Consider the following 18369-nt stretch of genomic DNA (forward strand, 5'->3'; position numbering starts at 1 on the left):
CCACGCAACACAAGGGCCGAAAGCCAGCGGTCGCCTGCAGCCCGTGTCCCTACCTCAGGTCGGCAGCCGGCGTCCTCAGCGGACGACGGTGACGGCGCGGCGGTTCTGCGCCCAGGCGTCCTCGGTCGAGCCGAGCGCCGCCGGCTTGTCCTTGCCGTAGGAGATGGTGGCGATGCGCGCGCCGGCGACTCCGCCCGCGACCAGCGCGTCGCGCGCCGCATTGGCGCGGCGCTGGCCGAGCGCCAGGTTGTACTCGCGCGTGCCGCGCTCGTCGGCATGGCCTTCCATCGTCACCGTCACGCCGGCATTGGTGCCGAGCCAGGCGGCCTGTTTCTGCAGCACCGGGCGCTGGTCCGCGCGGATCACGCTCTCATCGGTGTCGAAGAAGACGCGGTCGCTGCCGGCGGTGGCGATCAGGTCTTCCTGGCTGCCCGGGCGGATGGTGCTGCCGGTGGCCGCCGCACCCGTGCCGGTGGCGGCGGTATCGGTCGCCGATCTGCAGGCCGCGAGCAGCGCGAGCGCCGCGAAAGCGCCGAGCACCTTGGTGTTCATCATCCTCAGGTCCTTCCGATCGGGCAGCGCGCGGCTGCGGGAATATTATTTGGCCGCGTTACAACCCGTGGTCGGAAGGGTCAAGGAAATCGAACACATTCACGGCAAAGTCGCGAAACCCCGGCGACGCGGCGCAACCCTGTCGCGACCGAACCGTCCGGGGCCGCCGCATCAGGAGAGCAGCGGCGACCAAGCGGGGTCGGAGGCATCGGTCGGCGTCACGATCTGCCGCTCGTTGAAGCCGGCGATGTCGATCGAGGCGAGGCGCGAGGAATAGCCGCCGCCGCGGCTGTCGCGCGCCTGGGTCTCGCGGAAGAACATCATCACCCGGCCGTTTGGCGCGAAGGTCGGGCCTTCCATGCCCCAGCCCTCGGTCAGGATGCGCTCGCCCGAGCCGTCGGGCCGCATCACGCCGATGCCGAACTGCCCGCCGGAGATGCGGGTGAAGGCGATCAGGTCGCCGCGCGGCGACCAGACCGGCGTCGCGTAGCGCCCGCGGCCGAAGGAGATGCGGCGGATGCCGCCGCCATCGGCGCCCATGACATAGAGCTGCTGGTCGCCGCCGCGGTCGGAGTTGAAGACGATCTGGCTGCCATCCGGCGAGAAGCAGGGCGAGACGTCGAGCCCGCCGCCCGAGGTGAGCTGGCGCTCCCGCCGCGAGCCGAGATCGACCACGTAGATGTTGCTGTCGTTCCCGCGCGTGGCCGAGAGCACGACGCTGCGGCCATCCGGGCTGAAGCGGGGCGAGAGCGTCATGCCGGGGAAATTCCCCAGCGGCTCAGGCCTGCCGCCATTCAGGTTGAACAGGTAGACCTTCGGCTCGCCGCGCGCATAGGACATGAAGGCGATCTGCCGCGCGCTCGGATGGAAGCGCGGCGTCAGCGCGGCGGCCGAGCCATCGGTCAGGAAGCGGTGGTTCTCGCCGTCCTGGTCCATGATCGCCAGGCGCCGGGTGCGGCGGTCGCGCGGGCCGCTCTCGGCGACATAGACGACCTCGGTGTCGAAGTAGCCCTTCTCGCCCAGCAGGCGCTCGTAGATCACGTCCGAGATCAGATGCGCGATCTTGCGCCAGTTGCCGGCGGCGGCGGTGAAGGCGGTGCCCTGGATCTGCTGCTCCGGCAGCACGTCCCAGAGCCGGAATTCGACGCGCACGCGGTCGGCCCCGGCATCGACCCGGCCGGTGGTCAGCGCCTGGGCGCCGATCACGCGCCAGTCCTGGAAGCGCGGCAGCGCCGCGGCGGCTTCCGGCGTCTGGATGAAGGCGGCGCGCTCCACCGGGCGGAACAGGCCGGGATTCTTCAGGTTGTTGATCACCACGCGGGCGATGTCGCGGCCGACCGCGCCGCCGGCGAAATCCGGGATGGCGATCGGAATCGGATCGGTGCGGGCCTTGGTGATGTCGACCACCGAGCTCTGCGCCAGCGCCGTCGCCGGCAGCCCGGCCAGCAGCGGCAGGCCGATCGCCGCGCCGCCGAACAGCGCGGCCCGGCGCGAGAGCAGCCTCTCGATCGCCATCTCGTCCGGGGTCATGGCATCACTCCTGTCGATGTGGCGCGCAGCTTGGCGGCGGGGCGGCCCCGGTCAAGCCCGGGGCGGCCGCGTCACCGCAGGCCGAGGTCGCGCGGGTTGAAGCGGAACACGGTCTCCCGCAGCGCCGCCAGCCGGTCCTTCGGCAGCGGCAGCGGGTTGCACTTGGGATCCAGCAGCGCACGCCGCGCCGCCTCGTAGACCGAGCGCGCGCGCGGCTCGCTCGGCGGCGCGCCATCGGCGCGGACGTTGCGCACCGTGCCGCCGGCATCGACGTCCACCCGCAGGCTGACGACGATGTCGCGCACGCCCATGCCGCCGCCATCGACCGACCAGCACTCGCTGATCTTGTCGGCGAGGCCGGCCTTCTCCCCGGCATTCAGCGCCGCGGTGCCGGAGGGCGACCCGCCGCCCTGCTGCGGGCTGCCCGCCGGCGCGCTCGGCCGGCCGGTCGGCGGCCGGTTCTGCTGCGCCGCCTGCAGCATGCGGTCCATGGTGTTGAGCACGGACTTGCTGTCCACCTGCGGCTTCTGCACCGGCGGCGTCCGGCCGGTGCCGGCCTCCTTGGCCGGGGTCGGCGGCGGCGGCACCGGGCTCGGCGGGCGCGGCGGCGCCGGGTCCGGCTTGGCCGGCGTCGCGGCCGGCGCGGGCTTCTCCGGCTTCGCCTCGGCCACCTGCTGCTGCGGCGGCGGCTTCGGCGCCGGCGGCGCCGGGGCGGGCGGCGGCGGCGGCAGGGGCAGCGCGCTCGGCGCGATCTCGGGCGGCGGCTCGGGGCGCGGCTTCGCCTCGGCCACCGGCTGCGGCGGGCGCGGCGGGGCCGGGGTCGGCTCGGGCGGTGGCGGGGCCGGCTTCGGCTGCGCCTGCTGCGGCGCCGGCGCCGGGGCGGGCGCCGGGGGTGGTGGTGGCGGCGGGGGCGGCGGGCTCGGGATGTTTTCCGCCACCTGCTTCTCGCCCGGCGGCTCCGGCTTCGCCGGCTGGGTCACGTTGGGCGGACCGGCGACCGGCGCCGGCCGCTCGCCCTGCGCCACCTGCGGCGCGGCGACGATCTCGACGGCGATCGCCTCCTCCGGCTCCTCCAGCCGCTTCGGCAGGCCGAAGATCAGGCCAAGCAGCAGCAGCGCGACATGCGCCGCCACCGAGACCAGCCCCCAGAACCGCATTCCCCTCGGCTGCATCACCGCGCCCCCGGCGCCACGTCCCGTTCGTCACATCATCGTCCGTGCCGGCGGCCAGCCGGCCGCCGGCGCGCGTCGCCTAGTTGCGCGGCGCCGCGGGGCGCGGGGCCTGCGGCGGCTGGGCCGGCCGGGGCGGCGGGGGGCGCCGCCGGGCCTTGCGGTGGGCACGGCCGCGGGGGCGGCCGGCGGGCTGCTCGGCGAGCAGCGCCACCTTGCTGAAGCCGCCGGCGCTGATCGTGCCCATCACCTCCATGACCCGGCCATAGGAGATGGCCTTGTCGCCGCGGACGAAGATGCGCCGCTCGGGCGCGCCGGCCGGCTGCTCGCGGCCGATCGCCTGCAGCTGGGCGACCAGGCCCTCGATCGGCACCTCGGTCTCCTGCAGGAAGATCTTGCCCTCGGGGTTCACCGTGATGGTGATGGGCTCGTTGTCCTGGTTGAGCTGGCTGGCATTGGTCTTCGGCAGGTCGACCGGCACGCCCACCGTCATCAGCGGCGCCGCGACCATGAAGATGATCAGCAGGACCAGCATCACGTCGACCATCGGCGTGACGTTGATCTCGGCCATCGGCCGGTAGCGGCCGCGGCCGCCGCGGCCGTTGTTGAGGGAGACGGCCACCTGCCTACTCCGCGACCGGCGCCGCGGCGCGGCCGGTCTCGGCCACCGCGGTCTCGGTCTGCCGCGACAGGATGGCGCCGAACTCGGAGGCGAAGCCCTCCATCCGGCTGGCGAAGCGGGCGAGGTCGGAGCTGATCTTGTTGTAGGCGAGCACCGCCGGGATGGCGGCGACCAGGCCGATCGCGGTGGCGAAGAGCGCCTCGGCGATGCCGGGCGCGACCACGGCCAGGTTGGTGTTCTGCATGCCGGCGATGGCGGCGAAGGAGTTCATGATGCCCCAGACCGTGCCGAACAGGCCGATGAAGGGCGCGACCGAGCCGACCGAGGCGAGGAAGATCATCCAGCGCTCGAGCCGCTCCATCTCCCGCTGCACGGTGACCGCCATGGTGCGGTCGATCCGCTCCTTCAGCCCCGCGGCGACGAGGTCCGAGCCGCCCAGGCGCTGGGCGCCGCGGCGCCACTCGCGCATGGCCGAGACGAAGACCGCGGCCATCGGGTGCGACGGCCGGTCGCCTTCCTTCCTGAACAGGTCGTCGAGGCTGCCGCCCGACCAGAAGGCGTCCTCGAAGGCGTCGGCCGCCTTGTTGGCGCGGCGGATGCTGGTGACCTTCTCGAAGACGATGGCCCAGACCCAGACGCTGGCGAAGAGCAGGCCGAGCATGACCAGCTTCACCACCCAATCGGCCTGGAGGAAGAGGCCCCAGAGCGACAGGTCGTGCACCGCCCCGCCCAGATCCGTCGCCGTCACGCTGCCACCCACCGCACCACTCCATCCTGTCCCGCGGCCGGTTGCCAACCGGCCGCACGTCTAGTCCGAACTGCGCCTACCGGCCCCTTGGGCCGCCTGGGCGTCGAGCGCGGAGCGCCAGGGCTCCGGTATCCGCTTCGGCCGCAGGCCCTGGCGGTCGATGCAGGCCAGTTCCACCCGCAGCGCCGCCAAGGGCTCCTGTCCCGCCCCGCCCTCGCCGGGCACCACGCGCTGGTCGAGCACGATGGTGACCCCGCGGACGGCAACGACCCTGGTTTCAACCACGACCGCGTCATCCAGCCTTGCCGGGCGCCAATACTCCACTTCGATGCGCCGCACCACGAGTATCGGATCAGTGATCTTCCATGAGCATCTGATGCGGCAAGCCCATGGCGCGCAAGGATTCCGTCCGGGCGCGTTCGGCCCAGCGCAGGTAATCTCGCGTGGTAGGCCATGCCGCCGGCATCGGTGTCCTCGAAATAGACTCGCAGCGGCCACTGATGCGCGGGAGCGTCGGGCGCGACCTTCACGGCTCCCCGGCCAGCAGGTCGGGCTGGATCGCCAGGCCGGCCGGCGGGCTGAGGCCGAGATGCGTCCAGCCCGGCAGGCCCAGCATCCGCCCGCGCGGCGTCCGCAGCACCATTCCCTCCTGGATCAGGTAGGGCTCGATGACGTCCTCCAGCGTGTCGCGCGCCTCGGCCAGCGCCGCGGCAAGCGTCTCGACACCGACCGGGCCGCCATTGTGGTGCTCGGCGATCCGCCGCAGGTAGCGGCGGTCCATCGCATCCAGCCCCTTGCTGTCGACCTCGAGCCGGTTCAGCGCGCCGTCCACCATGCCGCGGTCGGCCGGGATGCCGGCGACGCTGGCGAAGTCGCGGACCCGGCGCAGCAGGCGGCCGGCGATGCGCGGCGTGCCGCGCGAGCGCCGGGCGATCTCCCAGGCGCCGTCCTCGGAAAGGGCAAAGCCGAGCTTCTGCGCGCCGCGCGTCACGATCCGCAGCAAGCTCCTCCGGCGTGTAGAATTGCAGCCGCAGCGGGATGCCGAAGCGGTCGCGCAGCGGCGTCGCCAGAAGCCCGGCGCGGGTCGTGGCGCCGACCAGTGTGAAGGGCGGCAGGTCGATCCGCACGGTCCGCGCCGCCGGCCCCTCGCCAATGATGAGGTCGAGCTGGAAATCCTCCATCGCGGGATAGAGGGTCTCCTCCAGCGCCGGCTGCAGGCGGTGGATCTCGTCGACGAAGAGCACGTCGCGCGGCTGCAGGTTGGTCAGGATGGCGGCGAGGTCGCCGGCCCGCTGCAGGATGGGCCCGCTGGTCGCGCGGAAGCCGACGCCGAGCTCGCGCGCCACGATCTGGGCGAGCGTGGTCTTGCCGAGGCCGGGGGGCCCATGGAGCAGGACGTGGTCCAGCGCTTCCCCGCGGCCGCGGGCAGCCTGGATGAAGACCGCGAGGTTCTCCCGCAACGCCTGCTGTCCCGTGAAGTCGGCCAGGACCTGCGGGCGGAGCGTCGCCTCGGCGGCGTCCTCCTCGGTGCGGATGGGTGTGGTGATGCGGTCGTCCTCGGCCGCCTCGGGTGGCGGTGCCTTGCCCTTTCGCCCGCTCACCTTGCCAGTTCCTTCAGGCTGTCGCGGATCAGGCCCTCGAGACCCGCTTCCTCGCCGAGCCGCGCCTTGGCCCGCTTCACCGCCGCCTGCGCCTCGGGCCGCTTCCAGCCGAGGTTGATGAGGGCGGAGACCGCATCCGCCTCCGCCCCCGGCGGCGCCAGGGCGATGCCGGACACCGTGGCGCCGGCGCCGTCGGCCTCCGGCGTCGGCCGGCCGACCGCCCATTTCTGCATCGCCGGCTCGTCGATGATCCGGTTGGCGGTGGCGGCGCCGAGGCCCTTGATGGCGGCCAGCCGCTTGCGGTCCTTGAAGGCGATGGCCTGGGCCAGCTCGTCGACCGAGAGGCCGGAGAGCACCACCAGCGCCTTCTGCGCGCCGACCGTCTTGACCTCGACCAGGGCGCGGAAGGCCTCGCGCTCGGCGGCGTCGGCGAAGCCGTTCAGCACGATGGCGTCCTGCCGAACCTGGGTCTCGACCAGCACCCGGACGGCGCCCTCGGCGGCGCGCAGCCGGTCGAGCGTGCGGGCCGAGCAGGCCAGCAGGTAGCCGACGCCGTTGACGTCGAGGATGCAGCCGCCGTCCTCGGCGGCGACGAAGCGGCCTGTCAGCATCCCGATCATGCCGCCCTCCGCTGGCCGGAGCGCCCGCAGGGCGCGAGGGGCTGGATCGGCAGGACGCTCATGCCGGCGCGTATCCCTTGGCGAAGGCCAGCCTGGTGCCGCGGTGATGCGCGTGGCAGATGGCGACCGCCAGCGCGTCGGCCGCATCGGCGCGGCGGATGGTGGCGCCCGGCAGCAGGCGGCGGACCATGGCCTCGACCTGCGGCTTCTCGGCATGGCCCGTGCCGACCACGGCGCGCTTCACCTCCATCGCCTGGTATTCCGCGACCTTGAGGCCGGCGAGCGCCGGGGCGAGCAGCACCACGCCGCGCGCCTGGCCGAGCTTCAGCGCGGCGCCCGGGTTCTTGTTGACATAGGTATGCTCGACCGCCGCCTCGTCCGGCTGCCATTGCGCGATCAGCGCGACTAGGCCGCGATAGATGACGGAGAGCCGCTCCGCCAGGGGCAGGTCGGCATCGGTCGAGATCACCCCGTCGCCGAGATGCCGCAGCCGGCTGCCGGCGCTTTCCACCAGCCCCCAGCCGGTATGCTGCAGGCCGGGGTCGAGGCCGAGGAGGCGGACGCTGTTGTGCATGGCGCCCCGATACACCCTTCGCCCGCCGATTCGCAGCGATGCTCTGCGGACCGCCTCAGGCCGAGAGTCGCTCCGAGACCGCGTCCGAGACCTCGAAATTGGCATAGACGTTCTGCACGTCGTCGCTCTCGTCCAGCCGTTCGATCAGCTTGAGGATGTCGCGCGCCTTGTCCTCATCGAGGTCGATGCGGACATTCGGCACCCATTCCACCTTGGCGCTCTCCGGGCTGCCGAAGCTGGCCTCGAGCGCGTCGCGGACGGCGAAGAAATCCTCCGGCGCGCAGGTGACCTCGTGACCCTCCGCGTCGGATTCGACATCGAGCGCGCCGGCCTCGATCGCCGCCTCCAGCATCGCCTCGGCCTTCTCCGGCTGGCCGGGGAACCAGAGCACGCCCTTCCGCTCGAACTGGAAGGAGACCGAGTTGGTCTCGCCGAGCGCGCCGCCGGCCTTGGCGAAGGCGCTGCGCACGTCGCCCGCGGTGCGGTTGCGGTTGTCGGTCAGCGCCTCGACGATCACCGCGACACCGTAGGGGCCATAGCCCTCGTAGCGGACCTCCTGGTAGTCCTCGCCCTGGCCGGCCATGGCGGCGCGCTTGATGGCACGGTCGATGGTGTCGCGCGTCATGTTGGCGACGAGCGCGGCCTTCACCGCGGCGCGCAGCCGCGGGTTCATCGCCGGGTCGGGCAGGCCCTGCTTGGCGGAGACCGAGATCTCGCGGATCAGCTTGCCGAAGGCCTGGGCCTTCTTGGCGCCCTGGGCCGCCTTGCGGTGCATGATGTTCTTGGCGTGCGAATGGCCCGCCATGGCATGGCTCCGGCAGAATCGGATTGCGGTTGAGCCGGGCTTATAGCGGCCAGCGGCGGCGGGCGCCACCTTGGGCCTTGCCGCCGGTCCCCGGGCTGGTCCAGCCTTCCGTTCCATGGACGCAAACCTGCCCGCCGACCCCTTCGCGGTCACCAGCCTCGACCAGCTCCTGGCGCTCTACGACACGCCGCGCGAACTGGTGCTGAAGAAGGTGACCCACCGGCTGGAGGCGCGGACGCTGGCCTTCATCGCCGCCTCTCCCTTCGCCATCCTGGCGACCTCGGGGCCGCAGGGGGTGCATGCGACGCCGCGGGGCGACGACCCGGGCTTCATCGTCCCGCTCGACGACCGGACGCTGGCGCTGCCCGACCGGCGCGGCAACAACCGGCTGGACGCGCTGCGCGACATCGTCGCCAACCCGGCCGTGGCGCTGCTCTTCCTGGTCCCCGGGGCGGGCGAGGCGCTGCGGGTCAACGGCACCGCCCGGATCACCACCGACCCGGCGCTGCGCGCCCGCTTCGAGTTCCAGGGCAAGCAGCCGGCGACCGTGGTGCTGGTGACCGTCGGCGAGATCTACATGCAATGTGCCAAGGCGGTCATGCGCTCGAAGCTCTGGGGCGGGCGGGCGCGGCCGGCGGCGGTGCCGAGCATGGGCGAGATGATCGCCGCCCATACCGGCGGGCTGATCGAGCCGGGGAGCTACGATGCCGAGGCGCCGCAGCGCTTGCTCGACACGATGTACTAGGGAAGCCAAGGGAGCGCCTTCTCCCCAAGCCGCCTGCAGTGCCTTCGCCTGAAATCCGGTTCTGACACGAAGACGCGGCGCCGCATCCGGCACCGCGGCCCGCCGCGCCTTCTTGCCTCCGACAGCACCCTCACCCAGCCCGCGTGCGGAGCAGCGCGGCCTCATGCGGCCTCACAAGGACGCAGGCCGGATTTTGAGAGGTGCAATTCAGAACTAATCCAGCTACAATCCTCCCGCCTCGGGGCTCTCCACCGCGCCGCATACGGCGCTGTCGCAGAGAAGCTTTCGTCGGTCTACAGCCCCGATGCCGCTGCTGCGTACAAAAGCGAAGTCTCGGCCTCCTCGCTCGCAAGTCTTCACGCCTGGCGCATCCGAGGCCAAAGGGAGGTAACGATGAAGAAGCGCATGCTCGCATTGCTGCCGATCGCTTTCCTTGCTGGCCTTGCGGTTCAGCCCGCCGTCAGGGCAACCGCTGGTCCCGCCGATGATGTGCAGGCCGCGATGCAGCTTCTGAAGTCGAAGGCCGCCGAGCTGGGGCAACCCGTCATCAAAGGGGAGGAGACTACAGGGGGCAGGACTGTCCCCGCCTTGTATTTTGGCTCCACCAAGATGAACAACAACTTCCAATTGGTGGACGACGTGCAGAAGGAGCGAGGAGGGACTGCGACGATATTCGTCAGGAGTGGAGAGGACTTCGTCCGTGTCGCGACGAACGTCAAGAAGGATGACGGCGCACGGGCGATCGGGACTGTCCTCGATCCGAAGGGAAAGGCCTTCGCAGCCATGTCGAAAGGCAAGCCCTATTTTGGTGAGGCCGATATCCTGGGCCGGCCCTACGTCACGGGCTACGAGCCAATACGCGGTTCCGGCAATGGCGTGATCGGCGCCTACTACGTCGGCTACCTGAAGAACTAGGGCCTTACTTTCTATTCAGGCGCAGGGTCTGTCCAGACTGTCAGGTTCTACCTTTAAGGGACCAGGACCCTGCGTGGAGAATACGTCGCCCACGCGGACAGTGGTGGCCGGGGGTTCAGCGTCCAGCACAGGCGGCTTCGGCTTGCCGGTTTCCAAGCCGAGACACGACGAAGCCGCCATCGTCCTTCCCGGCCGGCGGCGCCTGCCCTACCGCCCGGCGACCCGTGCCTGCTCGGCCTTGGCGCTTTCCGGCCGCTGCACCTGCACCCGCGGCAGGCCGAGGCTATGCCCGGCCTCGTGCCGCCGGCTGCGTTCCTCCGCCGCCATGGCGTCACGCATCAGCCCCTCGTAGCTCAAGCCGCCGGCGGCGCCGCCGAGCACGGAGGCGCCTGGCACAAATGGAAGACGTTCCGGGCGCCGCATGGCGCTCTCCCCACTCTGCGAGCTGGGATTGTGCCCAAGCCGGGCATCCGGCTGCGATGACAAACGCTTGAGTGTGGGAAACTGTAACCCGATTATTCAGGGTTGCAGGTGCGCGCCCGCCTAAACCGCAGGCATGGATTGCGACAGCCGCCCGCCCTGGCGCAGCGGCTCGGCCCGCAGCGCCAGGCCGGTGGCATCGTCGGTCTCGACGAAGATCCCGCAGAGCGTCGCCGCTCCCTCGGCCGGGGCCAGCTTCTCGCCCGGCATCTTGCGCCAGAAGCGCAGCGCGGCGCCGCCCTTCTGCATGCCGATCACGCTGTCATAGTCGCCGCACATGCCGGCATCGGTCTGGTAGGCGGTGCCGCCGGCCAGGATCTGGTGGTCGGCGGTGGGCGTATGGGTATGGGTGCCGACCACCAGGCTCACCAGCCCGTCGAAGCTGTGGCCGAAGGCGGCCTTCTCCGAGCTTGCCTCGGCATGCACGTCGATCACGCTGGCCTGGATGGTGCCGCCGGCGCCGAGGCGATGCTTCTGCACCTCGGCCTGCACCGCGCGGAAGGGATCGTCGAGCGCATCCATGAAGAGCCGGCCCATGACGTTGACCACCAGGGCGCGCCGGTTGCCCGGAACATCGACCACCACGGCACCGCGGCCGGGCGTGCCGGGCGGGAAATCGCCGGCCGGATGACGCGGGGCTCCTGCTCGAGGAAGGGGATGAGCTCCTTGCGGTCCCAGGCATGGTTGCCGAGGGTGATCACGTCCGCCCCGGCGCCGAGCATCGCCCGCGCCATGTCGGGCGCCAGGCCGAAGCCGTGGCTGGCATTCTCCCCGTTCACCACGACCAGGTCGGTCCGCAGCGCCGCGCGCAGCCCGGGCAGCTGGCCACCACCGCATCCCGGCCGGACCGGCCCACCACGTCGCCGAGAAAAAGTATCCGCAAACCCGCCTGCTCCCGTGCCGGATCGCCGGCACCTGGGGGTCAGGGTCAGCGGGTCTCGGCCTTCCAGATGCCCCGCCGTGCTTCCCGCGCGGCCCGCTCCGCATAGCGGTAGGCGTCGGAGGCCTCCGGCGTCACCTGGGCCAGGCCATTGTAGAGGGCGGCCTCGGCCAGGTCGATGCCGTCGCCCGAGAGGCAGCGCAGCCGGGCGGTGCCGGCGACCGGCTCGCAGCGGGCGGTGCCGCCATGCTTCGCCAGGAAGGCGTCCAGCAACCGCGGCTCGGCCCCCTCCCCCGGCGCGACATCGGCGAGATCGAGCGCCACTCCGGCGACCATCAGCCGCACCGGCCCCAGCGCCTGGGCCGCGCCGCCGACCGGGCCGGGCGGTGCCGGCGCCGGCCAGGGGCCGGCCGCGGCGGGCGGCGTCGGCGCGGCCTGGTCCGCCGGGCGGGTCGGGCTGCGCCAGAGCGCCGGCATCAGCACCGGCGGCGCCAGCAGGCCGAGACCAGGCCGCCCCGGCCCGGCGCCGGGGTCGAGCAGCCCACCGAGATCGGCCGCCTGCGGCAGGGGCAGCGGCACCGGCGCCTCGGCCCGGCCCGGCAGGCGCGGCGGCGGCGGGTTGGGCGCGGCCAGCGCCTGGGCCAGGCGCCGGGACCAGTCGAGCTGCCCCGGCGTGCCCGGCAGCACCGCATAGCCGCGGCCGTCGAGCCGGCCGGGCTGGGCGATGATGCCGTTGCGGACGCCGCCCGGCGCCTCCCTGGCAGTGGCAGGACGCGGATCACCAGGTCGCCGCCGCGCGGGCCGATCGCCCCGGCATGGATCCCGGCCCGACAGGTCGCGGCGCCGCCGGCATAGGGGCCGGCCCCGAGCACCGCGGCCTGGCCGATCGCGCCCGGCACGCAGCGGCAGGCCTGGATGCCCTCCGGGATCGCCGAGAGCAGCGGCGGGCAGGCTGGCAGGGGGAAACGGCCGGGGCGAGGCCAGGCGCGGGCCGGCGGCGCGGGCCGGGCGGCAATGACCGGTGCGGCGGCCGGGCGGGTTGCGGGACGCGCCGCGGCCCGGCGCGGCTCGGGGCTCGCCGCCGCAGCCGGCAGCGGCGTCAGCAGCGCGAGCAGCAGCGCGGCCCAGCGGCGCCGGCGCATCAGTCGAGCGCCACCCGCGCCACGAGCCGCGGCGTCTCCTTCGCGGTGCAGCCGAAGATCCCGTCCAGCGTCTGCACCTCGCTCAGCCGCAGCATCAGGCTGCAGCCCTGCTGCGCCACGCCGCCGACCAGCAGGGGATGCCCTTCTCCAGCGGCCGCAGCGCCGCCGTCATCTCGCTGCGCCCGAGGCTGCCGGTCACCGCCGCCTCGCTGCCGCCGAGCCGGGCGGTGCCGGCGAACTGCCCGGTCGCCGGGTTCACCTCGCGCAGCAGCAGGGTGAAGCCGGCGACCGAGGCCGCGACCTCCTGCGCATCGGTCTGCCCGGGAGCGGTGACGGCCGGGGCGAAGGTCACGACCTGCAACTCGCGCTTCTGCAGCAGGGTCAGCCGCAGGGCGAGACCGGTCGCGGCCGCATCCTGCGAGGCCAGCGCCGCCTCGAAGCCCAGGGCCCGGATCGCCGGGTCCTCGCTCCGCATCGCCTGGTCGAAGGCGGCGAGCCGGGCATTGCGGTCGCCGCCGAACCGGGCGCGGAGCTCTGGCGAGCTGGCGCATCCGCTCCTCGATCGCCACGCGCTGCGCCGCGGTGCGGGCGGCGGCCTCGCGCCGCGTCGCCGCCTCCAGCGCCTCGGCCGCGGCACGGCGCGCCTCGGCCAGGCGTTCGGTCTCCGCCAGCGCCCGCATCGCCTCGGCCCGGCCGGCCTGGTCCAGCAGGGCGCGGGCGGCGGCGGCGCGGCGGGCGGCGGCCAGGGCATCGGCCTCCGCCTCGCGCCGGCGCGCCTCGGCGGCATCGGCCGCCAGGGCCGCGGCGCGGCGCTGCTCCGCCAGCGCCGCGCCCTGGCGCGCCGCGGCCTCGACCTCGCGCGCCGCACGCCATTGCCGCTCGGCCTCCGAGCCGAGCTCGACCAGCCGGCCGGGAATGGTTTCGGCCGGGATACCGGGCGGCTCCAGCGCCTCGGGCGGGTCGACCGCCAGGCGGGTCTCCCAGCCACCCTCGCGCAGGGTGGAGACGGCCTGGACCCGGACGCGGCGGACATGGCCCTCAGGTGCCACCGGACGGACCAGGGTGACGGCGCCCTCGCGCCCGGCCGGCTCGTAGGTCGGCGCGGCCAGCGCCAGGGTGGCGGAGAGCCGGCTGCGGATCTCGGGCGCGGCGGGGCTGCCGAGATCGGCCTGGGCCTCCAGCCGTGCCTCCAGCAGCCGCCAGGCGGCGGGCAGCGTCACTGCCAGGGCGTCGGCGAGCGCCACCTCGGCCGGCGGGTCCGGCGGCGCGGCCCGCACGGGCGCGGACAACGGCAGGAGCAGGGGCAGGACCAGCGCCAGCAGCCAGCGCGGCCGGCGGGGAAGCGACGCGGCGCCAGACGACATCACCCTCGGGGACCCTTGCGGCGGGGCGGGAGGGAAAGCCCGGAATCCCCCGACCTGTCAAATCATCGGGAGGTTTGCGCGCCCGGGTCGATGCGGCTCACCCCCGCCTCGGTCGCCACGGCATCCAGCCGCCAATCCTCAGGCCCGGCCGGCACCTCGGGAAGTTCCTGCGCGGCATAGGCGCAGCCGACCGCCACGGCGCCCGGCAGGCCGGCCAGGGTGCGGTCGTAGTAGCCGCCGCCATAGCCGAGCCGCCGCCCGGCCCGGTCGAAGGCCAGCAGCGGCACCAGCAGCCAGTCGGGGCGCAGCGCCGCGCCGGAGTCGGGCTGCCGCGTGCCCATCGGCCCGTGGCCGAGCGCCTCGCCCGGCCGCCACTGGCGGAAGGCGAGCGGCAGGCCGCGCTTGGGCGTCACCGGCAGGGCGATGGGGTGGCCACGCCCGGCGAGGCGCCAGCAGCAGCGGGCGGATGTCGATCTCCCGGCCCATCGGCCAGAAGCCGGCGACGACGGCGCCGGGCGGCGGCGGGAATGCGGCGAGGACATGCTCGGCAAGCCGGGCGCCGAGCGCCGGGTCGCAGCCCTCCCGCCGGGCAAGCGCCGCGGCGCGCGCCTCGGCCTTCAGCTCGCGCAGCAGGACGTCGCAGAAGGGGGCGGAGGGGAGTGCGGAGCCACCATGGCCGTCGGCCTATCATCCTCCCAAGGCCTGCTAATGCAGGTGGGCACCAGATACCCGGACCAAGATCCGGACAGAGCCAGCTCCCGGAGGATGCTTATTGGCCCTGGGGATGAATTGCCTGACGTACCGGGCAGCCCCGCCCCGGTCATATAGGGCGGGCGCGGCCGGCGAACCAGCGGTCGCGGGAAAAACCTCCGCCCTCAGCCGCGGTCGAGCGTCTGGGCCAGGCCCTCGATCCGCTCGGCGATGCGGGCCAGGCGTTCCGCCAGCTGCGGGTCCGGCTGGGCCGCCGCCGGCGGCGGGGCGATGCCGGCCCGGGCGCGGGCCAGCTCGCTCCGCAGGTCGCCGCCCTCGTCGGCCAGCAGCAGGGCGACATGCAGCAGCATGCGGGATTCCGAGAACTGACCGCCCATGGCGCGGATCAGCCGCACCTTTTCCTCGATCTGCGCGATCAGGTCGGTGACGTGCTGCTCCTCGCCATCCTTGCAGCCGATGGTGTGCTGGTAGCCATTGACCCGGACGGTGACCTGACCCACGCGCTATTCCCTCGGCTTTCGTCGCCCGGATCGCCGGCCGGGAGCTCGCCCTGGGCGTCGCCGGCACGCAGCTCATCGGCCAGCGCCAGGCGCAGGCGGGCGATGGTGGCGTCCAGCCGTTCCGCCATGGCGGCGACCTCGGCGCGGGGGACCATGTCCGCCTCGTCGCCCTGGATGGGGGCCGGCGGCCGGGAGCGGCTCAACACGCCGACCAACGCCTCGACGGCGGATTCCAGCCTGGCCGCCGCCATCGCCACCGGGTCCCTCACATCCTCGCTCATGCCGCTCCCGCAACTGCCGTCGCCGGCCGCGCTGGACGCGGGATTCCGGGCGTGCTGCAAGGCTTGGCATGGCGACCGGGACGGGTCAACGCCGGCGCCACCCGCCGGAAAGCGAGGCCGCTTGCGGCGATCCGCCGGCGGTGACGGTGCATGCGCCGGCCGAGGCCGCGCTGGCGCTGCGGCTGGCGGGAAACCGCGGCGTGCTGCTGCTTTCGTCGCCCGGGGCCGCGGGATTCCTCGGACCGGACTGGTTCCGCGCGCTGGTCGCGGCGGCCGCAAAGGCGGTGCCGGACGTGCCACACAAGCCCGTGCTCGACTGCGCCGACGCGCCCGGACAGGCCTTGGCGGCGCTGCGGGCGGGGCTGCGCGACCTGGTGCTCGATTCGGCCTGCCCGGCCTTCGCCCAGGTCGCGGCCGCCGCGGCGACGCTGGGCGGCCGGCTGCGCGGGGTGCGGCCGGCCTCGCTGGATCTGGGCCCGCTCGACCTGTCACGAGAGGGTGCGCGGGCCAAGCTCGCGGCCTGGTTGACTGGCGGGGCCGATGCCACCGGGTGACAGCTTGGCAACCTCGCGCTAAATCCCGCCGCACCGGACCGGTCGCCACGAAAGGGAAACCCCATGCAGCTCACCCCGAAGGTGAAAGAGATCCTCTCCTGGTACGAGAGCGACAATCCCGGGACCAAGGCGAACCTCGCCCGCATCCTGATGGAGGGGAAGCTCGGCGGCACCGGCCGCGTGGTGATCCTGCCGGTCGACCAGGGCTTCGAGCACGGCCCGGCCCGCAGCTTCGCGCCGAACCCGGCGGCCTATGACCCGCGCTACCTGTTCGAGCTGGCGCTCGAAGCCGGGCTGAACGCCTATGCCGCGCCGCTCGGCATGATCGAGGCGGGTGCCGCCACCTATGCCGGCGCCATCCCGACCATCCTGAAGGTCAACAGCAGCAACAGCCTGTCCACCACCAAGGACCAGGGCGTCACCGGCAGCGTCGCCGATGCGCTCCGGCTCGGCTGCTCGGCGATCGGCTTCACCATCTACCCGTCCTCCGAGTACCAGTTCGAGATGATCGAGGAACTGCGCGAGATGGCGGAGGAGGCGAAGGCGGCCGGCCTCGCCGTCGTCGTCTGGTCCTATCCGCGCGGCCCGATGCTGGACAAGACCGGCGAGACCGCGCTCGACATCTGCGCCTATGCCGCGCACATGGCGGCCCTCGTCGGCGCCCACATCATCAAGGTGAAGCCGCCGACCAGCGCGATCAGCCTGGAAGCGGCGAAGTCGACCTACCAGAAGTACCCGGTCGAGGTGAACGACCCGGTGGCGCGCTTCAAGCACGTGGTCCAGGCCTGCTTCGGCGGCCGCCGGCTGGTGGTCTTCTCGGGCGGCGAGGCCAAGGGGATGGACGACATCCTGGCCGAGGTGCGCTCGATCCATGCCGCCGGCGGCAACGGCTCGATCATGGGCCGCAACGCCTTCCAGCGGCCGAAGGCCGAGGCGCTGAAGCTGCTGAACGGCATCATCGACATCTACAAGACTCCGGTCGGCTGAACCCGCCGCAGCGTCGGGCGGAACGCATGGCCGGCCCTCCGGGGCCGGCCATTTTTCATGGGGGCCCGCATCCACGGCCTCAACCTGCCCGTAACGCCGCCATGCTTCCGCTTGCGATCCGCCTCGCCGCCCTGGTCCCGATCCTCGCCGGCGGCCTCGGGGCGCTGCTCGGGCCCGGCTTCCTCGGCGAGCCCGCGGGACCGGCGACGGCGAGCCACCTGCGCTACCTCTCCGGCCTGCTGCTCGGCCTTGGCGGCCTCGCCTGGTGGTGCGCCGGCGCGCTGCGCGAGCGGCGGCGCATCTTCGCCGCGCTCTGCGCCATGGTGGTGGTCGGCGGCCTTGCGCGGCTGCTGGGGATGCTTCTGGACGGCGCCCCGCCCTCGCCGCATGTCGCGGCGCTCGGGATGGAGCTCGGCGTGGTGCCGTCGCTGTGGCTCTGGTCGCGGCGGAGGATGTGAGGCTTCCGCATCTCGTTGCGGTGTGATACCGACGCGACATGGACACCGTCCGCCCTGCCCTGCCCCCTCGCCCGCCGCGCCGTCGCGCCACGGGGCTCGGGATCGCGCCGAACGGGCGCGGCGTCCGGCGATGCGACAAGCCACGGGCTGCAAAAGCCGGCGGTGATGCGCCGTGCCGGGCATGGCGGGCCAGCGCCACGCCCCGGACCCGACCCTGTCCATCGCGTGGCCGCACCGGCCACGCCGTCCACAGGCCCATCCCATGCTGCTCGAGATCGCCATCGCCGACGCCTATGGGGCCGGCTTCGAATACGACCCGCCCTCAGACGGGCGGCCGAACGACGCCAGCCGCTACGTGAAGCACCGCAGGCACGCCAACAAGCGGCCCGGCGACTATACCGACGACACGCAGTGCAGCATCGCCGTTGCCGAATGCCTGCTGGCCGGAACCACCGCGCCGCTCGACTTCGGCGCGGCGATCCTGGCGACCTTCAAGCGCGACCCGCGGCACGGCTATGCGCATGGCTTCCGCTCGGTGCTGGAAGGCGCGGCGGACGGCGCCGGGTTCCTCGCCTCGCTGCGGCCGCATTCGGACAAGAGCGGCGCGGCGATGCGGGCCGGGTCGGTCGGGCTGCTGCCCAGCATCCCGGCGGTGCTGGCGGTCGCCGCCACCCAGGCGCGGATCACCCATGACAGCCCGGGCGGCACCGGCGCGGCGCAGGGCGCGGCGCTGATGGTGCACCACCAGGCCTACGGGCTGGGGCCGGTCGCGGAATTGCCGGCCTTCCTCGCCGCGCATGTCCCGGCGGTGGACTGGCAGCGGCCGCATCGCGGCCGTGCCGGGCCGAAGGGGAGCAGATCGCCCGCGCCGCGCTCGGCGTTCTGCTGGATGCGCGCAGCCTGACGGAGGTGCTGATGCTGACGGTGGCGCGGGGCGGCGACACCGACACGGTCGCGGCGATCGCCATGGCCGCCGCTGCCGTCTGCCCGGCCATGGCGCGCGACCTGCCACCGGCGCTGACCGAGGGACTGGAGGCCGGCGAGCATGGCCGGCCGCGGCTGGAGAGGCTCGACCGCCGTCTCGCCGCGGCCTTCGGACTGCCGATCGTGGCGGCGGGGCCGCGCGGCTAG

The 18369-nt window shown here is 73.3% G+C and carries 21 protein-coding genes, 1 other RNA gene and 2 pseudogenes; 7 read left to right on the forward strand and 17 right to left on the reverse strand.

Annotated features, from left to right (window positions below):
• Positions 1-75: 75 nt before the first annotated feature.
• The 10 genes and pseudogenes from pal to ACQ86J_RS04630 form a co-directional block, all read right to left on the reverse strand.
• Positions 76-552: a peptidoglycan-associated lipoprotein Pal gene (gene pal / locus ACQ86J_RS04585; RefSeq protein WP_431272292.1), complete on the reverse strand. Its 477-nt coding sequence runs from the start codon at positions 550-552 to the stop codon at positions 76-78.
• 171 nt (positions 553-723) lie between these two features.
• Entirely contained in the window at positions 724-2082 is a 1359-nt protein-coding gene (gene tolB / locus ACQ86J_RS04590) for a Tol-Pal system beta propeller repeat protein TolB (RefSeq protein WP_431270194.1), read from the reverse strand.
• A gap of 71 nt (positions 2083-2153) precedes the next feature.
• Positions 2154-3254, reverse strand: a complete 1101-nt coding sequence (locus tag ACQ86J_RS04595; protein ID WP_431270195.1) for a hypothetical protein — start codon at positions 3252-3254, stop codon at positions 2154-2156.
• A gap of 79 nt (positions 3255-3333) precedes the next feature.
• Positions 3334-3873: a protein TolR gene (gene tolR / locus ACQ86J_RS04600; protein WP_431270196.1), complete on the reverse strand. Its 540-nt coding sequence runs from the start codon at positions 3871-3873 to the stop codon at positions 3334-3336.
• A gap of 4 nt (positions 3874-3877) precedes the next feature.
• Entirely contained in the window at positions 3878-4633 is a 756-nt protein-coding gene (gene tolQ / locus ACQ86J_RS04605; protein WP_431270197.1) for a protein TolQ, read from the reverse strand.
• A 48-nt stretch (positions 4634-4681) separates the two neighbouring features.
• Positions 4682-4960 (reverse strand): acyl-CoA thioesterase, encoded by a 279-nt coding sequence (locus ACQ86J_RS04610; protein ID WP_431270198.1) that lies wholly within the window; start codon positions 4958-4960, stop codon positions 4682-4684.
• Between the two features lie 187 nt (positions 4961-5147).
• A pseudogene (ruvB, locus tag ACQ86J_RS04615) lies at positions 5148-6168 on the reverse strand (Holliday junction branch migration DNA helicase RuvB).
• Between the two features lie 50 nt (positions 6169-6218).
• Positions 6219-6842, reverse strand: a complete 624-nt coding sequence (gene ruvA / locus ACQ86J_RS04620) for a Holliday junction branch migration protein RuvA (protein WP_431270199.1) — start codon at positions 6840-6842, stop codon at positions 6219-6221.
• Between the two features lie 58 nt (positions 6843-6900).
• A complete protein-coding gene (gene ruvC / locus ACQ86J_RS04625) occupies positions 6901-7416 on the reverse strand; it encodes a crossover junction endodeoxyribonuclease RuvC (RefSeq protein ID WP_431270200.1) in 516 nt (171 codons plus the stop codon).
• 55 nt (positions 7417-7471) lie between these two features.
• Positions 7472-8221 carry a YebC/PmpR family DNA-binding transcriptional regulator gene (locus ACQ86J_RS04630; RefSeq protein ID WP_431270201.1) on the reverse strand — a complete coding sequence of 250 codons (750 nt, stop codon included), beginning with the start codon at positions 8219-8221 and terminating at the stop codon, positions 7472-7474.
• Positions 8222-8336: 115 nt separating this feature from the next.
• Here ACQ86J_RS04630 and ACQ86J_RS04635 point away from each other — a divergent pair, with 115 nt between their 5' ends.
• Together ACQ86J_RS04635 and ACQ86J_RS04640 are read left to right on the forward strand one after the other, a co-directional pair.
• Entirely contained in the window at positions 8337-8966 is a 630-nt protein-coding gene (locus tag ACQ86J_RS04635) for a pyridoxamine 5'-phosphate oxidase family protein (protein WP_431270202.1), read from the forward strand.
• A 393-nt stretch (positions 8967-9359) separates the two neighbouring features.
• Positions 9360-9881 (forward strand): Cache 3/Cache 2 fusion domain-containing protein, encoded by a 522-nt coding sequence (locus ACQ86J_RS04640; protein ID WP_431270203.1) that lies wholly within the window; start codon positions 9360-9362, stop codon positions 9879-9881.
• A 207-nt stretch (positions 9882-10088) separates the two neighbouring features.
• Here ACQ86J_RS04640 and ACQ86J_RS04645 read toward each other — a convergent pair whose 3' ends face one another.
• The 7 genes and pseudogenes from ACQ86J_RS04645 to ACQ86J_RS04675 form a co-directional block, all read right to left on the reverse strand.
• Entirely contained in the window at positions 10089-10304 is a 216-nt protein-coding gene (locus tag ACQ86J_RS04645) for a hypothetical protein (RefSeq protein WP_431270204.1), read from the reverse strand.
• A 120-nt stretch (positions 10305-10424) separates the two neighbouring features.
• Positions 10425-11244, reverse strand: a pseudogene (locus tag ACQ86J_RS04650) (TIGR00282 family metallophosphoesterase).
• Between the two features lie 45 nt (positions 11245-11289).
• Entirely contained in the window at positions 11290-11928 is a 639-nt protein-coding gene (locus ACQ86J_RS04655) for a hypothetical protein (protein WP_431270205.1), read from the reverse strand.
• Positions 11929-12382: 454 nt separating this feature from the next.
• A complete protein-coding gene (locus ACQ86J_RS04660) occupies positions 12383-13672 on the reverse strand; it encodes a hypothetical protein (protein WP_431270206.1) in 1290 nt (429 codons plus the stop codon).
• Between the two features lie 137 nt (positions 13673-13809).
• Positions 13810-14289, reverse strand: a complete 480-nt coding sequence (locus tag ACQ86J_RS04665) for a 5-formyltetrahydrofolate cyclo-ligase (protein WP_431270207.1) — start codon at positions 14287-14289, stop codon at positions 13810-13812.
• A gap of 118 nt (positions 14290-14407) precedes the next feature.
• Positions 14408-14562, reverse strand: a non-coding RNA gene (ssrS, locus tag ACQ86J_RS04670) — 6S RNA.
• A 60-nt stretch (positions 14563-14622) separates the two neighbouring features.
• Positions 14623-14958 carry a cell division protein ZapA gene (locus ACQ86J_RS04675; protein WP_431270208.1) on the reverse strand — a complete coding sequence of 112 codons (336 nt, stop codon included), beginning with the start codon at positions 14956-14958 and terminating at the stop codon, positions 14623-14625.
• A gap of 349 nt (positions 14959-15307) precedes the next feature.
• Here ACQ86J_RS04675 and ACQ86J_RS04680 point away from each other — a divergent pair, with 349 nt between their 5' ends.
• The 5 genes from ACQ86J_RS04680 to ACQ86J_RS04700 all read left to right on the forward strand — a co-directional run bounded on the left by ACQ86J_RS04680 (position 15308) and on the right by ACQ86J_RS04700 (position 18369).
• Positions 15308-15793, forward strand: a complete 486-nt coding sequence (locus ACQ86J_RS04680) for a hypothetical protein (RefSeq protein ID WP_431270209.1) — start codon at positions 15308-15310, stop codon at positions 15791-15793.
• 63 nt (positions 15794-15856) lie between these two features.
• Positions 15857-16780 carry a class I fructose-bisphosphate aldolase gene (locus tag ACQ86J_RS04685; RefSeq protein WP_431270210.1) on the forward strand — a complete coding sequence of 308 codons (924 nt, stop codon included), beginning with the start codon at positions 15857-15859 and terminating at the stop codon, positions 16778-16780.
• A 101-nt stretch (positions 16781-16881) separates the two neighbouring features.
• Entirely contained in the window at positions 16882-17238 is a 357-nt protein-coding gene (locus tag ACQ86J_RS04690; protein WP_431270211.1) for a DUF4345 domain-containing protein, read from the forward strand.
• Positions 17239-17500: 262 nt separating this feature from the next.
• Positions 17501-18142 carry an ADP-ribosylglycohydrolase family protein gene (locus ACQ86J_RS04695; RefSeq protein ID WP_431270212.1) on the forward strand — a complete coding sequence of 214 codons (642 nt, stop codon included), beginning with the start codon at positions 17501-17503 and terminating at the stop codon, positions 18140-18142.
• A 5-nt stretch (positions 18143-18147) separates the two neighbouring features.
• The gene (locus ACQ86J_RS04700) at positions 18148-18369 is read left to right on the forward strand and encodes a hypothetical protein (protein ID WP_431270213.1); all 222 of its coding nucleotides are present in this window, start codon (positions 18148-18150) and stop codon (positions 18367-18369) included.

The sequence above is a fragment of the Dankookia sp. P2 genome, from assembly GCF_050632255.1.
In the GTDB taxonomy this organism is placed as follows: Bacteria; Pseudomonadota; Alphaproteobacteria; order Acetobacterales; family Acetobacteraceae; genus Paracraurococcus.